General features: G+C 74.7%; 18 protein-coding genes. 12 read left to right on the top strand and 6 right to left on the bottom strand.

The annotated features are described in order from the left end of the window. Nucleotides 1–269 precede the first annotated feature (269 nt). A complete protein-coding gene (locus ACFY1T_RS27085) occupies nt 270–1,175 on the bottom strand; it encodes a dihydrodipicolinate synthase family protein (RefSeq protein ID WP_390790481.1) in 906 nt (301 codons plus the stop codon). A 71-nt stretch (nt 1,176–1,246) separates the two neighbouring features. Between ACFY1T_RS27085 and ACFY1T_RS27080 the strand changes: the two genes are divergently transcribed. The 5 genes from ACFY1T_RS27080 to ACFY1T_RS27060 all read left to right on the top strand — a co-directional run bounded on the left by ACFY1T_RS27080 (nt 1,247) and on the right by ACFY1T_RS27060 (nt 6,598). Continuing rightward, nucleotides 1,247–2,221 (top strand): LysR family transcriptional regulator, encoded by a 975-nt coding sequence (locus tag ACFY1T_RS27080; protein ID WP_390790480.1) that lies wholly within the window; start codon nt 1,247–1,249, stop codon nt 2,219–2,221. Between the two features lie 72 nt (nt 2,222–2,293). Beyond that, nucleotides 2,294–3,382, top strand: coding sequence for an S-(hydroxymethyl)mycothiol dehydrogenase (locus ACFY1T_RS27075; protein ID WP_390790479.1), 1,089 nt, complete (start codon nt 2,294–2,296; stop codon nt 3,380–3,382). A 218-nt stretch (nt 3,383–3,600) separates the two neighbouring features. Further along, entirely contained in the window at nt 3,601–4,905 is a 1,305-nt protein-coding gene (locus tag ACFY1T_RS27070) for an alpha/beta fold hydrolase (RefSeq protein WP_390790510.1), read from the top strand. A gap of 52 nt (nt 4,906–4,957) precedes the next feature. Then, nucleotides 4,958–5,722, top strand: a complete 765-nt coding sequence (locus ACFY1T_RS27065) for a PIG-L deacetylase family protein (RefSeq protein ID WP_030872195.1) — start codon at nt 4,958–4,960, stop codon at nt 5,720–5,722. A gap of 42 nt (nt 5,723–5,764) precedes the next feature. Continuing rightward, the gene (locus tag ACFY1T_RS27060) at nt 5,765–6,598 is read left to right on the top strand and encodes an enoyl-CoA hydratase/isomerase family protein (RefSeq protein ID WP_390790478.1); all 834 of its coding nucleotides are present in this window, start codon (nt 5,765–5,767) and stop codon (nt 6,596–6,598) included. On the opposite strand, the gene ACFY1T_RS27055 is transcribed toward ACFY1T_RS27060, so the two are convergent. From ACFY1T_RS27055 to ACFY1T_RS27045, 3 genes are read right to left on the bottom strand one after another with little or no spacing between them, the layout of a single operon-like run. Continuing rightward, nucleotides 6,585–7,385 (bottom strand): hypothetical protein, encoded by an 801-nt coding sequence (locus tag ACFY1T_RS27055; RefSeq protein WP_390790477.1) that lies wholly within the window; start codon nt 7,383–7,385, stop codon nt 6,585–6,587. The genes ACFY1T_RS27060 and ACFY1T_RS27055 overlap by 14 nt on opposite strands. A gap of 36 nt (nt 7,386–7,421) precedes the next feature. After that, nucleotides 7,422–8,330 (bottom strand): SDR family oxidoreductase, encoded by a 909-nt coding sequence (locus ACFY1T_RS27050; RefSeq protein WP_390790476.1) that lies wholly within the window; start codon nt 8,328–8,330, stop codon nt 7,422–7,424. Nucleotides 8,331–8,379: 49 nt separating this feature from the next. After that, nucleotides 8,380–9,522: a hypothetical protein gene (locus tag ACFY1T_RS27045; protein ID WP_390790475.1), complete on the bottom strand. Its 1,143-nt coding sequence runs from the start codon at nt 9,520–9,522 to the stop codon at nt 8,380–8,382. 195 nt (nt 9,523–9,717) lie between these two features. Here ACFY1T_RS27045 and ACFY1T_RS27040 point away from each other — a divergent pair, with 195 nt between their 5' ends. From ACFY1T_RS27040 to ACFY1T_RS27010, 7 genes are all read left to right on the top strand, one after another. Next, nucleotides 9,718–10,695, top strand: a complete 978-nt coding sequence (locus ACFY1T_RS27040; RefSeq protein ID WP_390790474.1) for an NADPH:quinone oxidoreductase family protein — start codon at nt 9,718–9,720, stop codon at nt 10,693–10,695. After that, entirely contained in the window at nt 10,692–11,879 is a 1,188-nt protein-coding gene (locus ACFY1T_RS27035; protein WP_390790473.1) for an acyl-CoA dehydrogenase family protein, read from the top strand. Before ACFY1T_RS27040 ends, ACFY1T_RS27035 begins: the two co-directional genes overlap by 4 nt. Next, a complete protein-coding gene (locus tag ACFY1T_RS27030; RefSeq protein WP_390790472.1) occupies nt 11,876–12,982 on the top strand; it encodes an acyl-CoA dehydrogenase family protein in 1,107 nt (368 codons plus the stop codon). Before ACFY1T_RS27035 ends, ACFY1T_RS27030 begins: the two co-directional genes overlap by 4 nt. 263 nt (nt 12,983–13,245) lie before the next feature. Further along, nucleotides 13,246–13,857, top strand: coding sequence for a trimeric intracellular cation channel family protein (locus ACFY1T_RS27025; protein ID WP_390790471.1), 612 nt, complete (start codon nt 13,246–13,248; stop codon nt 13,855–13,857). Between the two features lie 16 nt (nt 13,858–13,873). Continuing rightward, nucleotides 13,874–14,407 carry a GNAT family N-acetyltransferase gene (locus ACFY1T_RS27020; RefSeq protein WP_390790470.1) on the top strand — a complete coding sequence of 178 codons (534 nt, stop codon included), beginning with the start codon at nt 13,874–13,876 and terminating at the stop codon, nt 14,405–14,407. Between the two features lie 59 nt (nt 14,408–14,466). Next, the gene (locus ACFY1T_RS27015; protein ID WP_390790469.1) at nt 14,467–14,832 is read left to right on the top strand and encodes a tyrosinase family oxidase copper chaperone; all 366 of its coding nucleotides are present in this window, start codon (nt 14,467–14,469) and stop codon (nt 14,830–14,832) included. Nucleotides 14,833–14,842: 10 nt separating this feature from the next. Then, nucleotides 14,843–15,706: a tyrosinase family protein gene (locus ACFY1T_RS27010; RefSeq protein ID WP_390790468.1), complete on the top strand. Its 864-nt coding sequence runs from the start codon at nt 14,843–14,845 to the stop codon at nt 15,704–15,706. Nucleotides 15,707–15,810: 104 nt separating this feature from the next. Here the strand turns inward: ACFY1T_RS27010 and ACFY1T_RS27005 are convergent, their stop codons facing one another. Next, a complete protein-coding gene (locus ACFY1T_RS27005) occupies nt 15,811–16,089 on the bottom strand; it encodes a chaplin (protein WP_030868780.1) in 279 nt (92 codons plus the stop codon). Nucleotides 16,090–16,170: 81 nt separating this feature from the next. Next, entirely contained in the window at nt 16,171–16,542 is a 372-nt protein-coding gene (locus ACFY1T_RS27000; protein WP_390790467.1) for a hypothetical protein, read from the bottom strand. Nucleotides 16,543–16,554: the final 12 nt, after the last annotated feature.

Here is a 16,554-nt window from a genome sequence, read left to right as displayed (position 1 = left end):
TTGCCGGTTTCAGGGTCGTAAACGACCTTGGGGGTCCCTTCCGGGAATGCCGAAATTCCTTTCCGGGAAAAGGGAATCACCTGTTCCGGTTTAATGATGTTGGTCCTATTCGAGTGACTCACATCACGGGTCCCGGAAGCCTTTCGGGGAAACGGACAAGTCGCCCATACCCTGGCCCGATTCGGGCATCTCGCCCGTTGTTTGCGAACCGCCCACAGGGGGCACTTCCCGGCATGTCCGCGGCATGCTCGCGGGATGTGCGCGGTCGGTCAGAGGGGGCCGCGGACCTCCGCCAGCCGTTCCATCGCCGCCGACACCGCCGCGCCGCCCGCCGGTAGCAGCGGAAGCCGTACCTCCGGTGTCGGGATCCGGCCCTGGGCGTGCAGCACCCCCTTGACCACCACCGGATTCGGCTCGGCGAAGAGCGCCGCCGAGAGCCGGGCCAGCGCGTGTCCCAGGGCCCGCGCCCGCGGCACGTCACCGGCCCGCCAGGCCGCCGCCAGCTCCGCGTACCGCGCCGTCGCCAGGTGGGCCGAGGCGAGGATCCCGCCCGCCGCGCCCAGCGCCAGCAGGGGGGACACGTACAGGTCGTCGCCCGCCAGGACCGCGCACCCCTCCGGCGGCCCGCCCAGCAGCGCCACCGCCTCCTCGCCGACGCCGCCGCCCGCGTACTTCATCCCCGCCACCCCGGGCAGCTCCCCGAGGGCCCGCAGCGCGGCCGCGTCCAGCGGCTGCCCGGTCCGGTACGGGATGTGGTAGACGACCAGCGGTACGGGGCTCGCCTCGGCCAGCCGCGCGAAGTGCGCCAGTACCCCCGCCGCCCCGGGCCGTACGAACGAGGGCACGGTCACCAGCGCCGCGCCCACCCCGGGCCACCTCGCCAGCCGGCCGAGCCCCGCCCCCGCGGCGCGGGTGGCGCCCGCCCCGGCGCCCACGGTCAGCATCGCGCCCCGCTCCCGGCAGACCCGGGAGCAGACGTCGGTGACGAGGTCGCGCTCCGCCTCGTCGAGCGCGGCGGCCTCGCCGGTGGTGCCGAGGGCGACGATCCCGGTGGCGCCCTCGTCGAGCACCTGGTGGGCGAGTGCCTCCAGGGCCTCGGCGGCGATGTCCCCGGAGCGCGTGAAGGGCGTGACGAGCGGTACGTGGATCCCGTGGAGGGAGAGGTCCTGTGTCATGCCCACGAGCTTCATCCGCCCCGAGCGCCGAATCCAGTTCGCGTTTCTTACCCGAACCGTAAGCTGAGCCGATGCTCGACGTACGACGCCTGCGCCTGCTGCGCGAACTCGCCCGCCGGGGGACCATCGCCGCGGTGGCCGAGGCCCTCGCGTTCAGCCCTTCGGCGGTGTCCCAGCAACTCGCCGTCCTCGAACGGGAGGCGGGGCTGCCGCTGCTCGAACGCACCGGCCGCCGGGTCCGGCTCACCCCGGCCGGCCAGAACCTGGTCCGGCACGCCGAAGCCGTACTGGAGCGGCTGGAACAGGCCGACGCCGATCTCGCCGAGGCGCGCAGCGGACTGGCCGGGGCCCTGCGCGTCGGGGCCTTCCCCACCGCCATCCGGGCCATCGTCCCGGCCGCCCTGGTGGACCTGGCCAGGCGCCATCCGGGGCTGGAGCCGATGGTCTCGGAGACCGACCCGGCGGAGGTCGCGCACGCCCTGCGCGCCGGGGACCTGGACGTGGCCCTGGTCCACGAGTACGACTTCGTCCCCGCGCCGCAGGAGCCGGGGCTCGCGACGCAGCCGCTCTACCGGGAGTCGATGTACCTGGCGGCGCCGGCGCAGTCCGTCCCGGCGCAGGCCGTCCCCGCGCCGGCGGCTCCCGTCGGGGCCGCGGCCCCCGCCCCCGGCCCCGAGCAGGGCGCCGTCCTGCGGGCCCACGCCGGCGCCCCCTGGATCACGGCCACCCCCGGAACCCTCTGCCACGCCATGACCCTGCGGGCCTGCCAGGCCGCCGGGTTCACCCCGCGGATCCGCCACCGGGTCGACGAGTTCCCCACCGTGCTCGCCCTGGTCGCGGCCGGTCAGGGAGTCGCCGTCGTCCCGCAGCTCGGGGTGATGGGCCCCGCCGACCCGGCCGTATCCCTCACCCGGCTCCTCATGGAGCGCCGAACGAAGATCGCCTTCCGCAGCGGCGCGGGCGCCCACCCGGCCGTGGCCGCCTTCGGCGCGGCACTTCGCGCCGCCGTACCGCCGGAACTCGCCACTGCGACTTCCCCGGCGTGACACGGCTCCCCTCCACCGCCGCGCCCGTGTACGTTCGTTGATCCAGACAGATCGACCAGAGCGGGGTACGACGTGACACATCGCGTACGAGGGGTCATTGCCCGGAGCAAGGGCGCACCGGTGGAGACGACGACGATCCTCGTGCCCGACCCGGGGCCCGGCGAGGCCCTGGTCAAGGTCCAGGCCTGCGGGGTCTGCCACACCGACCTCCACTACCGCGAGGGCGGCATCAACGACGAGTTCCCCTTCCTCCTCGGCCACGAGGCCGCCGGAATCGTCGAATCCGTCGGCCCGGACGTCACCTCCGTCGCACCGGGCGACTTCGTCGTCCTCAACTGGCGCGCCGTGTGCGGTACCTGCCGGGCCTGCAAGCGCGGCCGCCCCTGGTACTGCTTCAACACGCACAACGCCACGCAGCCCATGACCCTGGAGGACGGCACCCCGCTCTCCCCGGCGCTCGGCATCGGCGCGTTCGCCGAGAAGACCCTGGTCGCGGCCGGCCAGTGCACCAAGGTCGACCCGGCGGCCTCCCCGGCCGCCGCCGGGCTCCTCGGCTGCGGGGTGATGGCCGGCCTCGGCGCGGCCCTGAACACCGGCAACGTCGGGCGGGGCGACTCCGTCGCCGTCATCGGCTGCGGGGGAGTGGGCAACGCGGCCATCGCCGGCGCCCGCCTCGCCGGCGCGGCCCGGATCATCGCCGTCGACCTCGACGACCGGAAGCTGGAGTGGGCGCGCGGCCTCGGCGCCACCCACACCGTCAACGGCGCCACGGAGGACGTGGTCAAGGCCATCCAGTCCCTGACCGGCGGCAACGGCGCGGACGTGGTCATCGACGCCGTGGGCCGCCCCGAGACCTACCGGCAGGCCTTCTACGCCCGCGACCTCGCGGGCACGGTGGTCCTGGTCGGCGTGCCCACGCCGGAGATGAAGCTCGAACTCCCGCTGCTCGACGTGTTCGGCCGCGGCGGCTCCCTCAAGTCATCCTGGTACGGGGACTGCCTGCCCGAGCGGGACTTCCCCCTCCTCGTCGACCTGTACCTCCAGGGCCGCCTCGACCTCGACGCCTTCGTCTCCGAGACCATCCCCCTGGACGCCGTGGAAGAGGCCTTCACCCGCATGCACCGCGGCGAGGTCCTGCGCTCCGTGGTGGAGTTCTCCTAGGGCGTGTCCGCGAAGTCCCGCCTGGCCCGCCCTCCGGGCGGACGGCGCCCCTTCGCGGACACCCCCCGGCGCCGGCCCCCGCCCCGGGCTGACGCGGCCGCAGGTGGGGGCACGGGGGCGGAGGGCGGGCCCGGCACTAGACTCGGCCGGGCCGCCAGACCCGTGCCCCGGTCGCGATCCGACCGGGGCCGCCGCACACCCAGGGGCCGTTCGTGACCATCGACCACAGCTACCGCCAGCCCGGTGTCGTCCTCACCGACCACCGGTTCAGCGTCCCGCTCGACCACGGGCGCCCGGACGGGGAGCACATCGAGCTGTACGCCCGCGAGGCCGTCGCCACCGGCAAGGACCCCGAGACCCTGCCCTGGCTGCTGTACCTGGAGGGCGGCCCCGGCTTCGGCGCGCGCCGCTTCACGGGCCGGCAGGCCTGGCTGGAGCGGGCCCTCACCGAATACCGCGTCCTCCTGCTCGACCAGCGCGGAACCGGCCGCTCCACTCCGGCGAACCGGCAGACCCTGCCCCTGCGCGGCACCCCCGGGCAGCAGGCGGAGTACCTCGCCCACTTCCGTGCCGACTCCATCGTGCGCGACGCCGAGGCCATCCGCCCCGGCCTGACCGGCGGCGCGCCCTGGACCGTGCTCGGGCAGAGCTTCGGCGGCTTCTGCACCACCCACTACCTCTCCACCGCCCCCGAAGGCCTGGCCGCCGCCCTGATCACCGGCGGCCTCCCCTCCCTGACCGCCACCGCCGACGAGGTGTACGCGGCGGCGTACCCCCGCATGGAGCGCAAGAACCGGGCCCACTACGCCCGCTACCCGATGGACGTCGAGCGCGCCCGCCGCGTCGCCGCCCACCTCGCGGAGCGCCCGGCCGTACTCCCCGGCGGCCACCGCCTCACCGCCGAGGCCTTCCAGTCCCTCGGCATCCTGCTCGGCACCGGCGACGGCAGCCACCAGCTGCACTACCTGCTCGAGGACGCCTTCGTCCCGACCCCGGCGGGCCCGGCCCTCGCCGACGCCTTCCTGGAACACGTACAGGGTCTGCTCTCGTTCGCCGCGCACCCGCTGTACGCCCTGCTCCACGAGGCCATCTACGCCCAGGACGCGGCCGCGCCCACCGCCTGGGCCGCCGAACGGGTCCGCGCCGCACACCCCGGCTTCGACGCCGCGAAGGCCCTCGCGGGCGACGGGCCCGTGCTGTTGACCGGCGAGACCGTCCACCCCTGGCACTTCACCGCCGACCCGGCGCTGGCCCCGCTGCGCGAGACCGCCGAACTGCTGGCCGCCCGTACCGGCTGGGGACCCCTGTACGACCCGGCCCGACTCGCCGCCAACGAGGTCCCGGTGGCCGCCGCGATCTACCACGACGACCTGTACGTGGACACCGCCCACTCCCTGGACACGGCCGCGCGGATCCGGGGCCTGCGCACCTGGGTCACGGACGAGTTCGAACACGACGGCGTCCGCGCCGGCGGCCCCCGCGTCCTGGACCGCCTGCTGGCCCTCGTGCGCGACGACGTCTAGGACTCGGCTCGCGGAACGGCGGGGTCCGGGGGCGGGCGTTTATTGTGCGGGCATGACCGAACAACTGGATCAGCCCGCGCCCTTGGAGCCGATGCCCGCCGACTGGCAGCGCGCCCTCGCGGTGGTCGCCCACCCCGACGATCTGGAGTACGGCGGGGCCGGGGCGATCGCCCACTGGACGGACGGCGGCCGCGAGGTCGTCTACCTCCTGGCGACCCGCGGCGAGGCAGGCATCGACACGATCCCGCCCGAGGAGTGCGCTCCGCTGCGGGAGGCCGAACAGCGTGCGAGCGCCGCCGTCGTCGGGGTGTCCACCGTGGAGTTCCTCGACTATCGCGACGGGGTCGTCGAGTACGGCCTGGACCTGCGCCGGGACATCGCGGCCGCCATCCGCCGGCACCGCCCCGAACTGCTCATCACCCTCAACCACCGCGACACCTGGGGCGGTCAGGGCGGCGGCGGCAACTGGAACACCCCCGACCACAAGGCCGTCGGCCGGGCCGCCCTGGACGCGGCCGCCGACGCCGGCAACCGGTGGATCTTCCCGGAGCTCATCTCCGAGCAGGGCCTGGAGCCCTGGGACGGGGTCCGCTGGATCGCGGTGGCCGGGTCCTCGACCCCCACGCACGCCGTGGACGCAGGTCCCGGACTGGAGCGTTCGATCAAGTCGCTGATGGAGCACAAGGCGTACATCGAGGTCCTGACCGACCAGGACCCCGAGGAGTACGTCCGCGGCTTCCTCACCGGTTACGCCCAGCAGGCGGCGCCGCGTTTCGGCGGCCGCCCGGCGGTGACGTTCGAGGTCTTCACGCGCTGAGCCCGGAGCCTCTATTCTGACGGATCGTCAGAGGAGGCTTCCGTGATCGACACCATCGGCAACGAGGTCGAGGAGGGGGAGGAGCGCATCCGCCTGGAGACCGCGGACGGGATCGCGGTCCTCACCCTCTGCCGCCCGGACCGGCTCAACGGCTGGAGCTGGGAGTCCACCCGCCAGCTGGGCCTGCTCGCGGACCGGATCCGCTTCGATCCGGACGTACGGGTGGTCCTGCTGCGGGCCGAGGGCCGCGCCTTCTGCGCGGGCATCGACGTGAAGGCCCCGGGCGGCGCCATCACGGGCGCGACGGCCGCCGAGCGGACGCGCAACTACTACGAGGGCATCCGCTGGGTGCACGAGCGCTTCGCCGTGCTGTCGCGGCTCCCGCAGCCGGTGGTGGCCGCCGTACAGGGCTACTGCCTCGGCTTCGGCTTCGAACTGGCCCTGATGGCCGACCTCCGCGTCGCCGCCGAGGACGCCGTCTTCGCCCTGCCCGAGGCGCAGCTCGGCGTCGCGGTGGACGCGGGCGGGGATCTGCGGATCGCCCGCGAGGCGGGCGCGGGCTGGGCCAAGTTCCTGGCGCTGACCGGCCGCCGCGTCGACGCGGCGACGGCGTACCGCCTGAACCTGGTCCAACTGCTGGTCCCCCCGCAGGAGCTGGACGCCGCGGCCCGCGCGGTGGCGGCCGAGATCGCGGCCAACGCCCCGCTCGCCGTGCAGGGCGTCAAGCGCGCGATCGACGCCTATGCCGACGCCGCCCTCGCCCCGGCCCTCGACCGCGTCGCCATGACGGCGGCCCTGACCCTCGCCTCCGAGGACTGCCGCGAGGGCTACGCCGCCAAGGCGGCCCGCCGCCCGCCGCACTTCACCGGAGGCTGAACACCGGCCGCGTCGAGAACCCCTCGTACAGGCCCTCGCCGCCCGGTCCGTACGCGAACTCGGCGGTGGCAGGGTTGCGGTTGGCGGTGGCCAGCGGCAGCCACGCGAGCAGGTCGCCGTATCCGCCGCACACGGCCTCGCCGCCGTCACCGCCGTGCACGGCGGCCGGGTCGCTGCTCAGCTCCGTCCCGTAGCTGTCGTAGGCGATGTGCAGCCCGAAGGCGTTCGGTTCGTGCCGCACGCCGCCGTCGCCCCCGTACGAGGGCTCGTCCAGGGGGCACTCGTTCCCCCACCGGAACAGGGTGCCCGCCCCGGCCCCGCAGGCGTGCTCCCACTCGTCGGGGCCCGGCATCCGCAGCCCGCGCGCCGCGAGCACGTCCGCCGTCGACTCCGGGCGTTCGGTCAGCGTCTCGTCCTCCACCGCCATGAGCACGGTGGCGAGCACGGCGGTACGGACCGGGCTGAGCACCTCGGCGAGGTAGTCCTCCAGGGGGAGTTCGTACCCGTACCCCTCCGCCCGGCTCTCCTCGTAGTCGGCGGCCTGCGCGGACGTCGGCACCCAGGCCCGCGGATCGAAGCCGAGCCGCACCGGCCCGCCGGGTATCAGGGCGAACTCCCGTCCCCCGCGCTCGATGCGCACGCGGTGCAGTGGTCCGCCGAGGTGGTCGACGGTGTCGAGCAGCACCACGCGGCCGCCCGCCTGCGCGGCGGCCTCGTGCGCGATTCGCCCGGCGGCGGCCCGGTCGAGCGAACGCCAGTGGTCGAGGGTCAGATCGGCGAGAGACATGGTCCGATCCTCGCACCGGGCACCGACAACCGGCCTTCAGGGGCTGTACGGGCCGCGGCCCAGCTGGGTGCGGACCGGGACCACCTCGGGGTTCACCAGCGAGCGGCGCTGCCAGTTCGCGCCGTCGACGACCAGGGTGTGCCCGGTGATGAACCGGGCGTACGGGGAGGCCAGGAAGGTGGCCGCCCAGCCGAGTTCGCGCGGGGCGCCGACGCGCAGGGCGGGCTGGCGGCGGTCGCGGGCAGCGGGCGCGGCCCGCTCCAGGCCGTCGCGGATGTCCTCGGTCATGTCGTCGTGCGGGAACAGGCCGGGCACGAGCCCGTTGATCTGGATGCCGTACGGGCCCCACTCGACCGCGAGCGTCTCCACCAGGTTCTTCACCCCGGCCTTGGCGGCCGCGCTGTGGGCGAAGCCCGGCCCGCCGGTCCAGGCGTACGAGGCGCCGATGTTCACGATGGACCCGGGGGTGCCGGCGCCGAGGTGGCGCCGCCCGAACTCGCGGGTCGTGAACCAGGTGCCGGTCAGGGTGATGTCCACAACCGCCCGCCAGGCGTTCGGGGACAGGTCCTCGGCCGGGGAGGGGAAGTTGGCGGCCGCATTGTTGACCAGGACGTCCGGCAGGCCGAGCGCCGCCTGCGCCGCGTCGAAGAGCTCCGAGATCCGCTCCGGCTCCCGGATGTCGCAGACGGCGGCCGTGACCCGGCCCGCGCCGGGGACGGCCGCCAGCTCCTCCCGCGCCGCCTCCAGCCGCGCGGCGCGCCGGCCCGCGATCACCAGGTCCGCGCCGAGCCGCGCGAACTCGGCGGCGATGGCCTTGCCCAGCCCGGTGCCGCCGCCGGTCACGAGGACCACCTGCCCCGCGTACGTACCGGCGGGGAGCGCGGCGGACCCGAGCGGCGGCGGCGCGGGCAGCCCGGACAGGCCGGGCGGGATCTCGTCCGTCATGCGGCATCGATAGCGCGCGGGCGCCGAGATCACCATGCCCGCGGCGGGGTCACTTCTGCGGCGCGTACGCCTGCTTGCTCGCGCAGGTCCACACCACGGCGGTGCCCTTCCTCGTGTCCCAGTCGTAGAAGGTGCCGCCCACCCGGTCGTCGTCCGAGGCCGCGTACGCCGAACTGCGCGAGTCCGGGCCGGTGCCGGCGGGGTGGGGGAGGGCCAGCGGAGCCCCCGTGCCCGGCCAGTACGCGGCGTGGACGAAGTTGGCGTACCCCTCGACGAAGGTGACGGCCGAGCCGACGGCCACGTTCGTGGCCGGGCTGAGCCCGTCGAGGGTCAGGTGGTCGTAGCCCGTGACCCGGCCGGGGTCGTTCGGCAGGGCGTCGTACGGCTTCTTCCAGACGGCCGGCTTGCGCTCCTGCCAGTCGCGGTGGCTGCGGTCCTCGTGGCCGATGACCCGGCCCCGGTCGTCGATGCCGGCCGCGGCCGTCCAGACCGTCCGGTCGTCCTCGGTCCACACCTGGAGGCTGTACGGCGGGTACCCGCCCCCGGCGGGCCAGACGACCGGGAAGCTCTTCCCCCTGAGCTGGTCGTCCTCCTCGTAGGACGTCTGCGCCGTGCCGACGATGTCCCCGCGCGCGTTGATCCCGTTCACCGAGACGATCCTGGTGCCCGGATGGGCGTCCGCGGGCACGGGCAGCTCGCGCACCACCGCTCCGTTCAGCCATTCCTTGGCGACGCCGCCCTCCATGCCGACCGAGCGGCCCGCGTCGTTGACGTCCGCCACCGTGCTCGCGGTGGCTGCCCCGCCGATCAGCCGGACCGCCGCCGCACCCTTCTGGTACGTGAACCCGTACGGCGTGTCCGGCGCACCGGCTCGCCGGAGGGTGCCCACCATCAGGCCCTTGGCGTTCACGCCGACGACCTCGCCGGACACGAAGCCCTCGGGCAGCGGGACGGCGTGCACCGCGTGGTCGGCCGTCCAGTACGCGGGCAGTCCGACGCTCTCGCCGGCCACCAGGCCGCCGGCCCCGAAGGCGCGCACGGACCCGTAGGCCGGCGAGGGGCCCGCCGCGAGGGCCGGCAGCCGCAGGATGTCCGGCGTGCACGCGGTCCCGGCCGCCGCGGCCGGGGCGGCCGCCGTGACCAGTCCGGCCAGAACGACGGCGGCAGCGGCCGCGGACGTGCTTCTTCTCATGTGGTGGTCCCCCCTGGACTCAAGTCATGACGAGTGCACGCCACATGTTGCCTGATCGGGGGCTGGAGTGGCCGGATTGGCGCGTGGTGTTTCGGTCCGGCCCGGAAACCGTCCCGCCGACGGTTCCCAGAGTGGCAAGCGACCGCTTAGTATGCCCGCGGAGCGTGGTTCCTCGACGGCGGCTGGAGGCCCCGGATGCAGGCATGGCGAGTACATACCCCCGGTGAACCCCGAGAGGCCATGCGCCTCGAAGAGGTTCCCGAACCGGTGCCCGGCGAGGGCGAGGTGAGGCTCAAGGTGCTCGCGGCGAACGTCAACTTCCCCGACGCGCTGCTCGTCCGGGGCCAGTACCAGATCCGCCCGCCGCTGCCCTTCACCCCCGGCGTCGAGATCTGCGGCGAGACCGAGGACGGCCGCCGCGTCATCGCCAACCCGAGCCTGCCGCACGGCGGCTTCGCCGAGTACGTCACCGCTTCCGCCCGCGCCCTGCTGCCCGCCCCCGAGACCCTCGACGACGCCGAGGCCGCCGCCCTGCACATCGGCTACCAGACCGGGTGGTTCGGCCTGCACCGCCGGGCCCGCCTCCAAGCCGGCGAGACCCTCCTCGTGCACGCCGCCGCCGGCGGGGTCGGCAGCGCCGCCGTCCAGCTCGGCAAGGCCGCCGGCGCCACCGTCATCGGGGTCGTCGGAGGCAAGGCCAAGGCGCGCACCGCCGAGGAGCTCGGCTGCGACCTGGTGATCGACCGGACGAGCGAGGAAGTCGTCGCCCGGGTCAAGGAGTTCACCGGCGGACGCGGAGCCGACGTGGTCTACGACCCCGTCGGCGGCGACGCGTACACCGCCTCCGCCAAGTGCGTGGCCTTCGAGGGCCGGATCGTCGTCGTCGGCTTCGCGAGCGGCACGATCCCCGCCCCCGCCCTCAACCACGCCCTCGTGAAGAACTACGCCGTCCTCGGCCTGCACTGGGGCCTGTACGCCACCAAGGACCCCGCCGCCATCGCCGCCTGCCACGACGAGCTCACCCGGCTCGCCGCCGAGGGCGCGATCAAGCCGCTGGTCAGCGAACGCGTCCCGCTCGCCGCGGCCGCCGACGCCGTGCAGCGCCTCGCCGACGGGACCACCACCGGCCGGCTGGTCGTCGTACCGGCCCTGGACGGAGGCGGTCCCCGATGATCACCTCCGAAGAGCTGGTGACGCGCGTACGGGACCTGCTGCTCGCCCACCCGCCCGCCGACACCGACCGCGACGACTTCCTGCGGGCCCGCTTCGACGCCGGCCTCGCCTGGGTCCACTACCCCGAGGGCCTCGGCGGACTCGCCGCGCCCCGCACCCTCCAGGCCGTCGTCGACGCCGAACTCGAAGCCGCCGGCGCCCCCGACAACGACCCGCGCCGTATCGGCATCGGCCTCGGCATGGCCGCGCCCACGATCCTCGCCTACGGCACCGACGAGCAGAAGCGGCGCTTCCTGCGCCCCCTGTGGCTGGGGGAGGAGGTCTGGTGCCAGCTCTTCAGCGAGCCCGGCGCCGGCTCCGACCTCGCCGCGCTCGGCACCCGCGCGGTCCGCGAGAGCGCCACCGGCGACTGGATCGTCGACGGGCAGAAGGTGTGGACCTCCAGCGCCCACACCGCCCGCTGGGCCATCCTGATCGCCCGCACGGACCCGGCGCTCCCCAAGCACCAGGGCATCACGTACTTCCTCTGCGACATGCACGCCCCCGGCGTCGAGGTCAGGCCGCTGCGCCAGATCACCGGTGAGGCCGAGTTCAACGAGGTCTTCCTGACCGGCGTCCGCATCCCCGACGGCCACCGGCTCGGCGCCGTCGGCCAGGGCTGGGAGGTCGCCCGCACCACCCTGATGAACGAACGCGTCTCCATCGGCGGCATGCGGATCCCGCGCGAGGGCGGCATGATCGCACCGGTCGCCGCCGCCTGGCGCGAACGGCCGGAACTGCGGACCCACGCCCTGCACCAGAGGCTGCTCGGGCTGTGGGTCCAGGCCGAGGTCGCCCGGCTCACCGGCGAACGGCTGCGCCAGCAGCTCGCCGCCGGCCAGCCCGGCCCCGAGGGATCCGGGATGAAGCTCACCTTCGCCCGCCTCAACCAGGAGATCAGCGGCCTGGAGGTGGAACTCCTCGGCGAGGAGGGCCTGCTGTACGAGGACTGGACGATGCGCCGGCCCGAGCTCGTCGACTTCACCGGCCGCGACGCCGGCTACCGCTACCTGCGCGCCAAGGGCAACAGCATCGAGGGCGGCACCAGCGAAATCCTCCTCAACATCGTCGCCGAACGCGTCCTCGGCCTGCCCGCCGAGCCGCGCGACGACAAGGACCTCGCCTGGAAGGACCTGGCCCGATGAGCACTGCGTTCGACCTGCTGTACTCCGAGACGGAGGAAGAGCTCCGGTCCGCCGTACGCGCACTGCTCGCGGACCGCTGCGCACCGGCGGACGTGCTCGCCCGGGCGGAGACCGGCCGGCCGCACGACCCCGAGCTGTGGCACACGCTCGCGGCGGAGATCGGCACGGCGGGGCTGCTCGTGCCGGAGAAGCGCGGCGGGCAGGGCGCGGGCCACCGGGAGGCGGCCGTGGTCCTGGAAGAGCTCGGCCGGGCCGTGGCGCCCGTGCCGTACCTGACGAGCGCGGTGCTCGCCACGGAGATCCTGCTGGGCTGCGACACCCCGGAGGCCGGCGACCTCCTGCGGGAGCTGGCCGCCGGCCGGCAGGTCTGCGCACCCGCGCTGCCTCTGACGCAGGCCCCGGGCGCGCCGCTGCCGTCCGCCGTACGGGACACCGGGGGCGGGACCCTGACGGGCACCGTCACCTCGGTGGCGGACGCGGTGGCCGCCGACGTCCTGCTGGTCCTCGCCGACACGGGGCTGTACGCGGTCCCGGCGGGCGGGGTCTCGCCGACCGCGCTGGTCCCGCTGGACCTGACCCGTCCGCTCGCCACCGTGACGCTGGACGGCGCCGCGGGGACCCTGCTCGCGGACCCGGCGACGGCGCGGGCGGCGGTGGCCGGGGCGCTCCTCTCCGGGGCCGGACTGCTGGCCTCCGAGCAGCTCGGGATCGCGCAGTGGTGCCTGACGGAGACGGTGCGGCACGTGCGCGGCCGCAACCAGTTCAACCGGCCGGTCGGCTCCTTCCAGGCGCTCAAGCACCGGCTGGCGCAATTGTGGCTGGACGTGGCCTCGGCCCGGGCCGCGGCCCGCGCGGCGGCGGACGCACTGGCCACCGGGGCCCCCGACGCCCCGCTGACGGTGGCGGTCGCGCAGGCGTACTGCTCCGGCGTGGCGGTACGCGCGGCGGAGGAGTGCGTGCAGCTGCACGGCGGCATCGGGATGACCTGGGAGCATCCGGCGCACCTGTACCTGAAGCGCGCCAAGTCCGACGCGCTGGCCCTGGGCACCCCGGGCCACCACCACACCCTGGTGGCCGACTTCGCGGAACTCCCGGCCCCGTAGTCCCGTCCCTGTGGTCCCGGCCCCGCCGGCGCGCGAGGCGCATGAGACGCGGGGGCCGCGGGCCGGGGCGGGGGCCGGGGAAGAGACGGTGACAGGGCGGGCGGGACGGGGAGAAGGCCCGCGCGGCGGCCGAGGGACGGCACCCGGCACGCGATGGCCGAACGGCCGATGCGCGGCGGCCCGCCGGGAAGGCAGGGTCTACGGGTGGATCCGAGATCCCGCCCCGTCCGCCCCGACCCGCCCCGTCCCCGGAAGGAGGCGCCGTGCTGCACGCCCTCTACCTCCTCGGCATAGCCGCCTTCGCCGCCTCGGGCGTCCTCGCCGCCCACCGGGCCGACATGGACCCCTTCGGCGGGCTGGTCCTGGCCTTCGCCGCCGCCATCTCCGGCGGCACCCTCCGCGACCTCCTCCTCGACCGCCACCCGCTCTACTGGACCCACGACCGGCTCCTGCTCGCCGTCATCGCCTCCGTGGCCGTCGCCACCATGCTCTACCTGCGCCGCCGTACGCTCCCGCGGCGCGCCCTCGCCGTCGTCGACGCCGTCGGCCTGGCGGTCGTCACCGTCATCGGCGCCCGCGCCGCCATCGACGCCCACGTCACCCCCCTCGCCGTGCTCATCCTCGCCGTGCTGACCGGGGTCACCGGCGAGGTCGTCCGCGACGTCCTGTGCGGGGAGTTCCCGCCGCTGCTCCTGCGCGAGGAGGTGTACGCGACCGCCGCGCTCGCCGGGGCGGCCTGCCACCTCGGCCTGCACTGGGCCGGTGTGGCGGACACTCCCAACACCGCCGTCTCCGCCGGGCTCGTCTTCGCGCTCCGCATGGCGGCCGTCTTCCGCGACCTGCACCTGCCCCGCCTCCAGCGGGCCGCGCGCTGATCCCTATCCTCGCCGCATGACCCCCGTGATCGCCCGGCTCGACGCCGCCCTGCTCGCCGCACACCGCGACGAACTCGCCGACCTGCTGCTCGCCGTGGTCCGCGGCGGCTCCTCGCTCGGCTTCCTCGCCGATCTCGACCACGACCGGGCGGCGGCCTGGTGGGACTCGCTCGTTCCCGCCGTCGAGGAGGGCTCCCTCGCCCTCTGGGCCTCCCGCACCGGCGACGGCCGTCTCGACGGGACCGTCAGCTGGTACCGCGAGTCCAAGCCCAACGGCCGCCACCGCGCCGAACTGCGCAAGCTCATGGTGCACCCCGAGGCGCGCGGCCGCGGCACCGCCCGCGCCCTGCTCGCCGAGGCCGAACAGGCGGCTGCCCGGGCCGGTGTGCTGCTGCTGGTCCTCGACACCGAGACCGGCAGCGGGGCCGAGCGCGTCTACCGGTCCGCCGGCTGGACCGAAGCCGGCACCATCCCCGACTACGCCGCCGACCCGGCCGGCCGGCTGCACCCGACCACCCTCTTCTACAAGCACCCCCGGCCGCCGATGTGACCTCGCCCGCCGCGCCGCGTTAGACCCCGTAGCGCGGACCACCGAGCGAGGGAGACCGCATGTACGCCACACCCGCATCCGCAGCACTCACCCGCCGTACGGCCCTTCGTACGGCCTTCACCGCGGCGGTGCTCGCCGGCACCGCCGCGGCCCTGGCTCCCGTACTGCGCGCCCGCCGCCCACGGCAGACCCTGACCCCGGCCCCCCTCGCCGAGGAGACGTACCGCGGCCGGCACATCGCCGTCGACTCCGCCGGGGTCCGCATCGACGGCCGACCCCTGCACGTCATGCGCCGCGCCGACGGCAGCTACCTGAGCGGGATCAACCACTTCCAGTCCTTCGGGACCCCGTTGGAGCTGGCCCGCGCCGCCGTCGACGAACTCGGCACCACCCAGCTGGCGTTCGCGGCACCGCACCACGGCTGAGGAGCCCCGCATGTACACCCGGCAGAACCAGAAGAACCTGACCAGCGCCCAGAAGAAGCGGTTCACGGCGGCAGTGCTGGAGCTCAAGCGCAACGGCGCGTACGACGACCTGGTGCGCACCCACGACAAGTACTTCGTGCCCGACCGGGACAGCAAGCTCCGCGTCGGGCACATGTCCCCGTCGTTCTTCCCCTGGCACCGGCGCTACCTGCTCCAGTTCGAGCGGCTGCTCCGGGCCGTCGACCCGGGCGTCTCGGTCCCGTACTGGGACTGGACCGCCGACAACAGCCCGGCCTCCTCCCTCTGGGCCGAGGACTTCCTCGGCGGCACCGGCCGGGAGGGCGACCGCCGGGTCATGACCGGCCCCTTCGCCCACGAGAAGGGCAACTGGGAGATCACGGTGGGCATCACGGAGGCCCGCTTCCTCACCCGCAACCTCGGGCGGCCGCAGAACCCGATCGCGCTGCCCACCGCGGCCGAGCTCCAGTGGGCGCTCGACGACCCGACGTACGACACCTCGCCCTGGGACTCCACGGCGCAGGGCGGCGGGTTCCGCAACAAGCTGGAGGGCTGGGCCGCGCCGAAGAGCGAGCGCTGGCGCAACCACAACAAGGTCCACCAGTGGATCGGCGGCCACATGACGGGCGGTACGGCCCCCAACGACCCGGCGTTCTGGCTGCACCACGCCTTCGTGGACCTGCTCTGGGACCGCTGGCAGCTCAGGCATCCCGGCTCCGGCTACCTGCCCGCCGCCCCGCTCGCACCGGGGGACCTCCAGCGCGGCCGGGTGATCGCCCTCGACGAGCCGATGCCGCCGTGGGACCTGACCCCGCGCGACATGCTCAGCCACCAGGGCCTCTACCGCTACGAATGATCCGGGGCCGGCTCGGGTGCCGGGTACGAGGCCGGCTACGAGGGCCGGGCGCACGAGAAGGGCCCCCGCCGTACGGCGGGGGCCCGGGGTCCTCGATCCGGCCGTCAGCCGCCGTAGCCCTCGGTGTGGTGCTCGCCGCCACCCGACGCGTTGACGCAGGTGTTGCCGAACGCCGGGTTCAGCAGGGCGATCACGTTCACGGTGTTGCCGCAGACGTTGACCGGGACGTGCACCGGAACCTGGACCAGGTTGCCCGAGAGGACACCGGGGGAGCCGACCGCCGCACCGTGCGCTCCGGCATCGGCGACGGCCAGACCGGCACCGGCGGCCAGGGCGCTACCGGCAACAGCGGTGACGGCGACTGCCTTCGCGATACGCGACATCAAGATCTCCTCGTGAGATGTGTGGTGCCACAGGGGTCTGTGGCATTTGACATGGCGTACAACGCGGCGGGAGCCCGGCGGTCACGGCCGCTGGGCCTTGGTGATGAAGGAAAATCGCACGGAGGCGAAGTACGGCTTGATCTGGCCCGAGGCTCCCGGCTCCAGCACCGCCGCCGGACGGCCCGCACAACCGGGCTCCCGGTAGAAGGTCGCCGTCCCGCGGGTGGAGTTGGTGGCGGCCCGGGAGCCGCCGCCCTTCGCCGCCACACAGCCCTGCGGGGCGGTCAGCCCGTGGACCTTGTCGTCCTGGCCGACGTACTGGAAGCCGGCCCCCGCCGCGGCCTGCGCCGGCGCCGCGGCCGCGAGCAGGAGCAGGGGAAGGAGCACGGGCGCGAACGGGAGGGCCGGGCCGGCCGCCCGGGCGGAGCCGCGGACACCGGGGTGGATACGCATGGATCGCATGAC

Source organism: Streptomyces sp. NPDC001194, assembly GCF_042896985.1.
Classification (GTDB): Bacteria; Actinomycetota; Actinomycetes; order Streptomycetales; family Streptomycetaceae; genus Streptomyces.
This window is presented reverse-complemented; position numbering and strand designations above follow the sequence as displayed.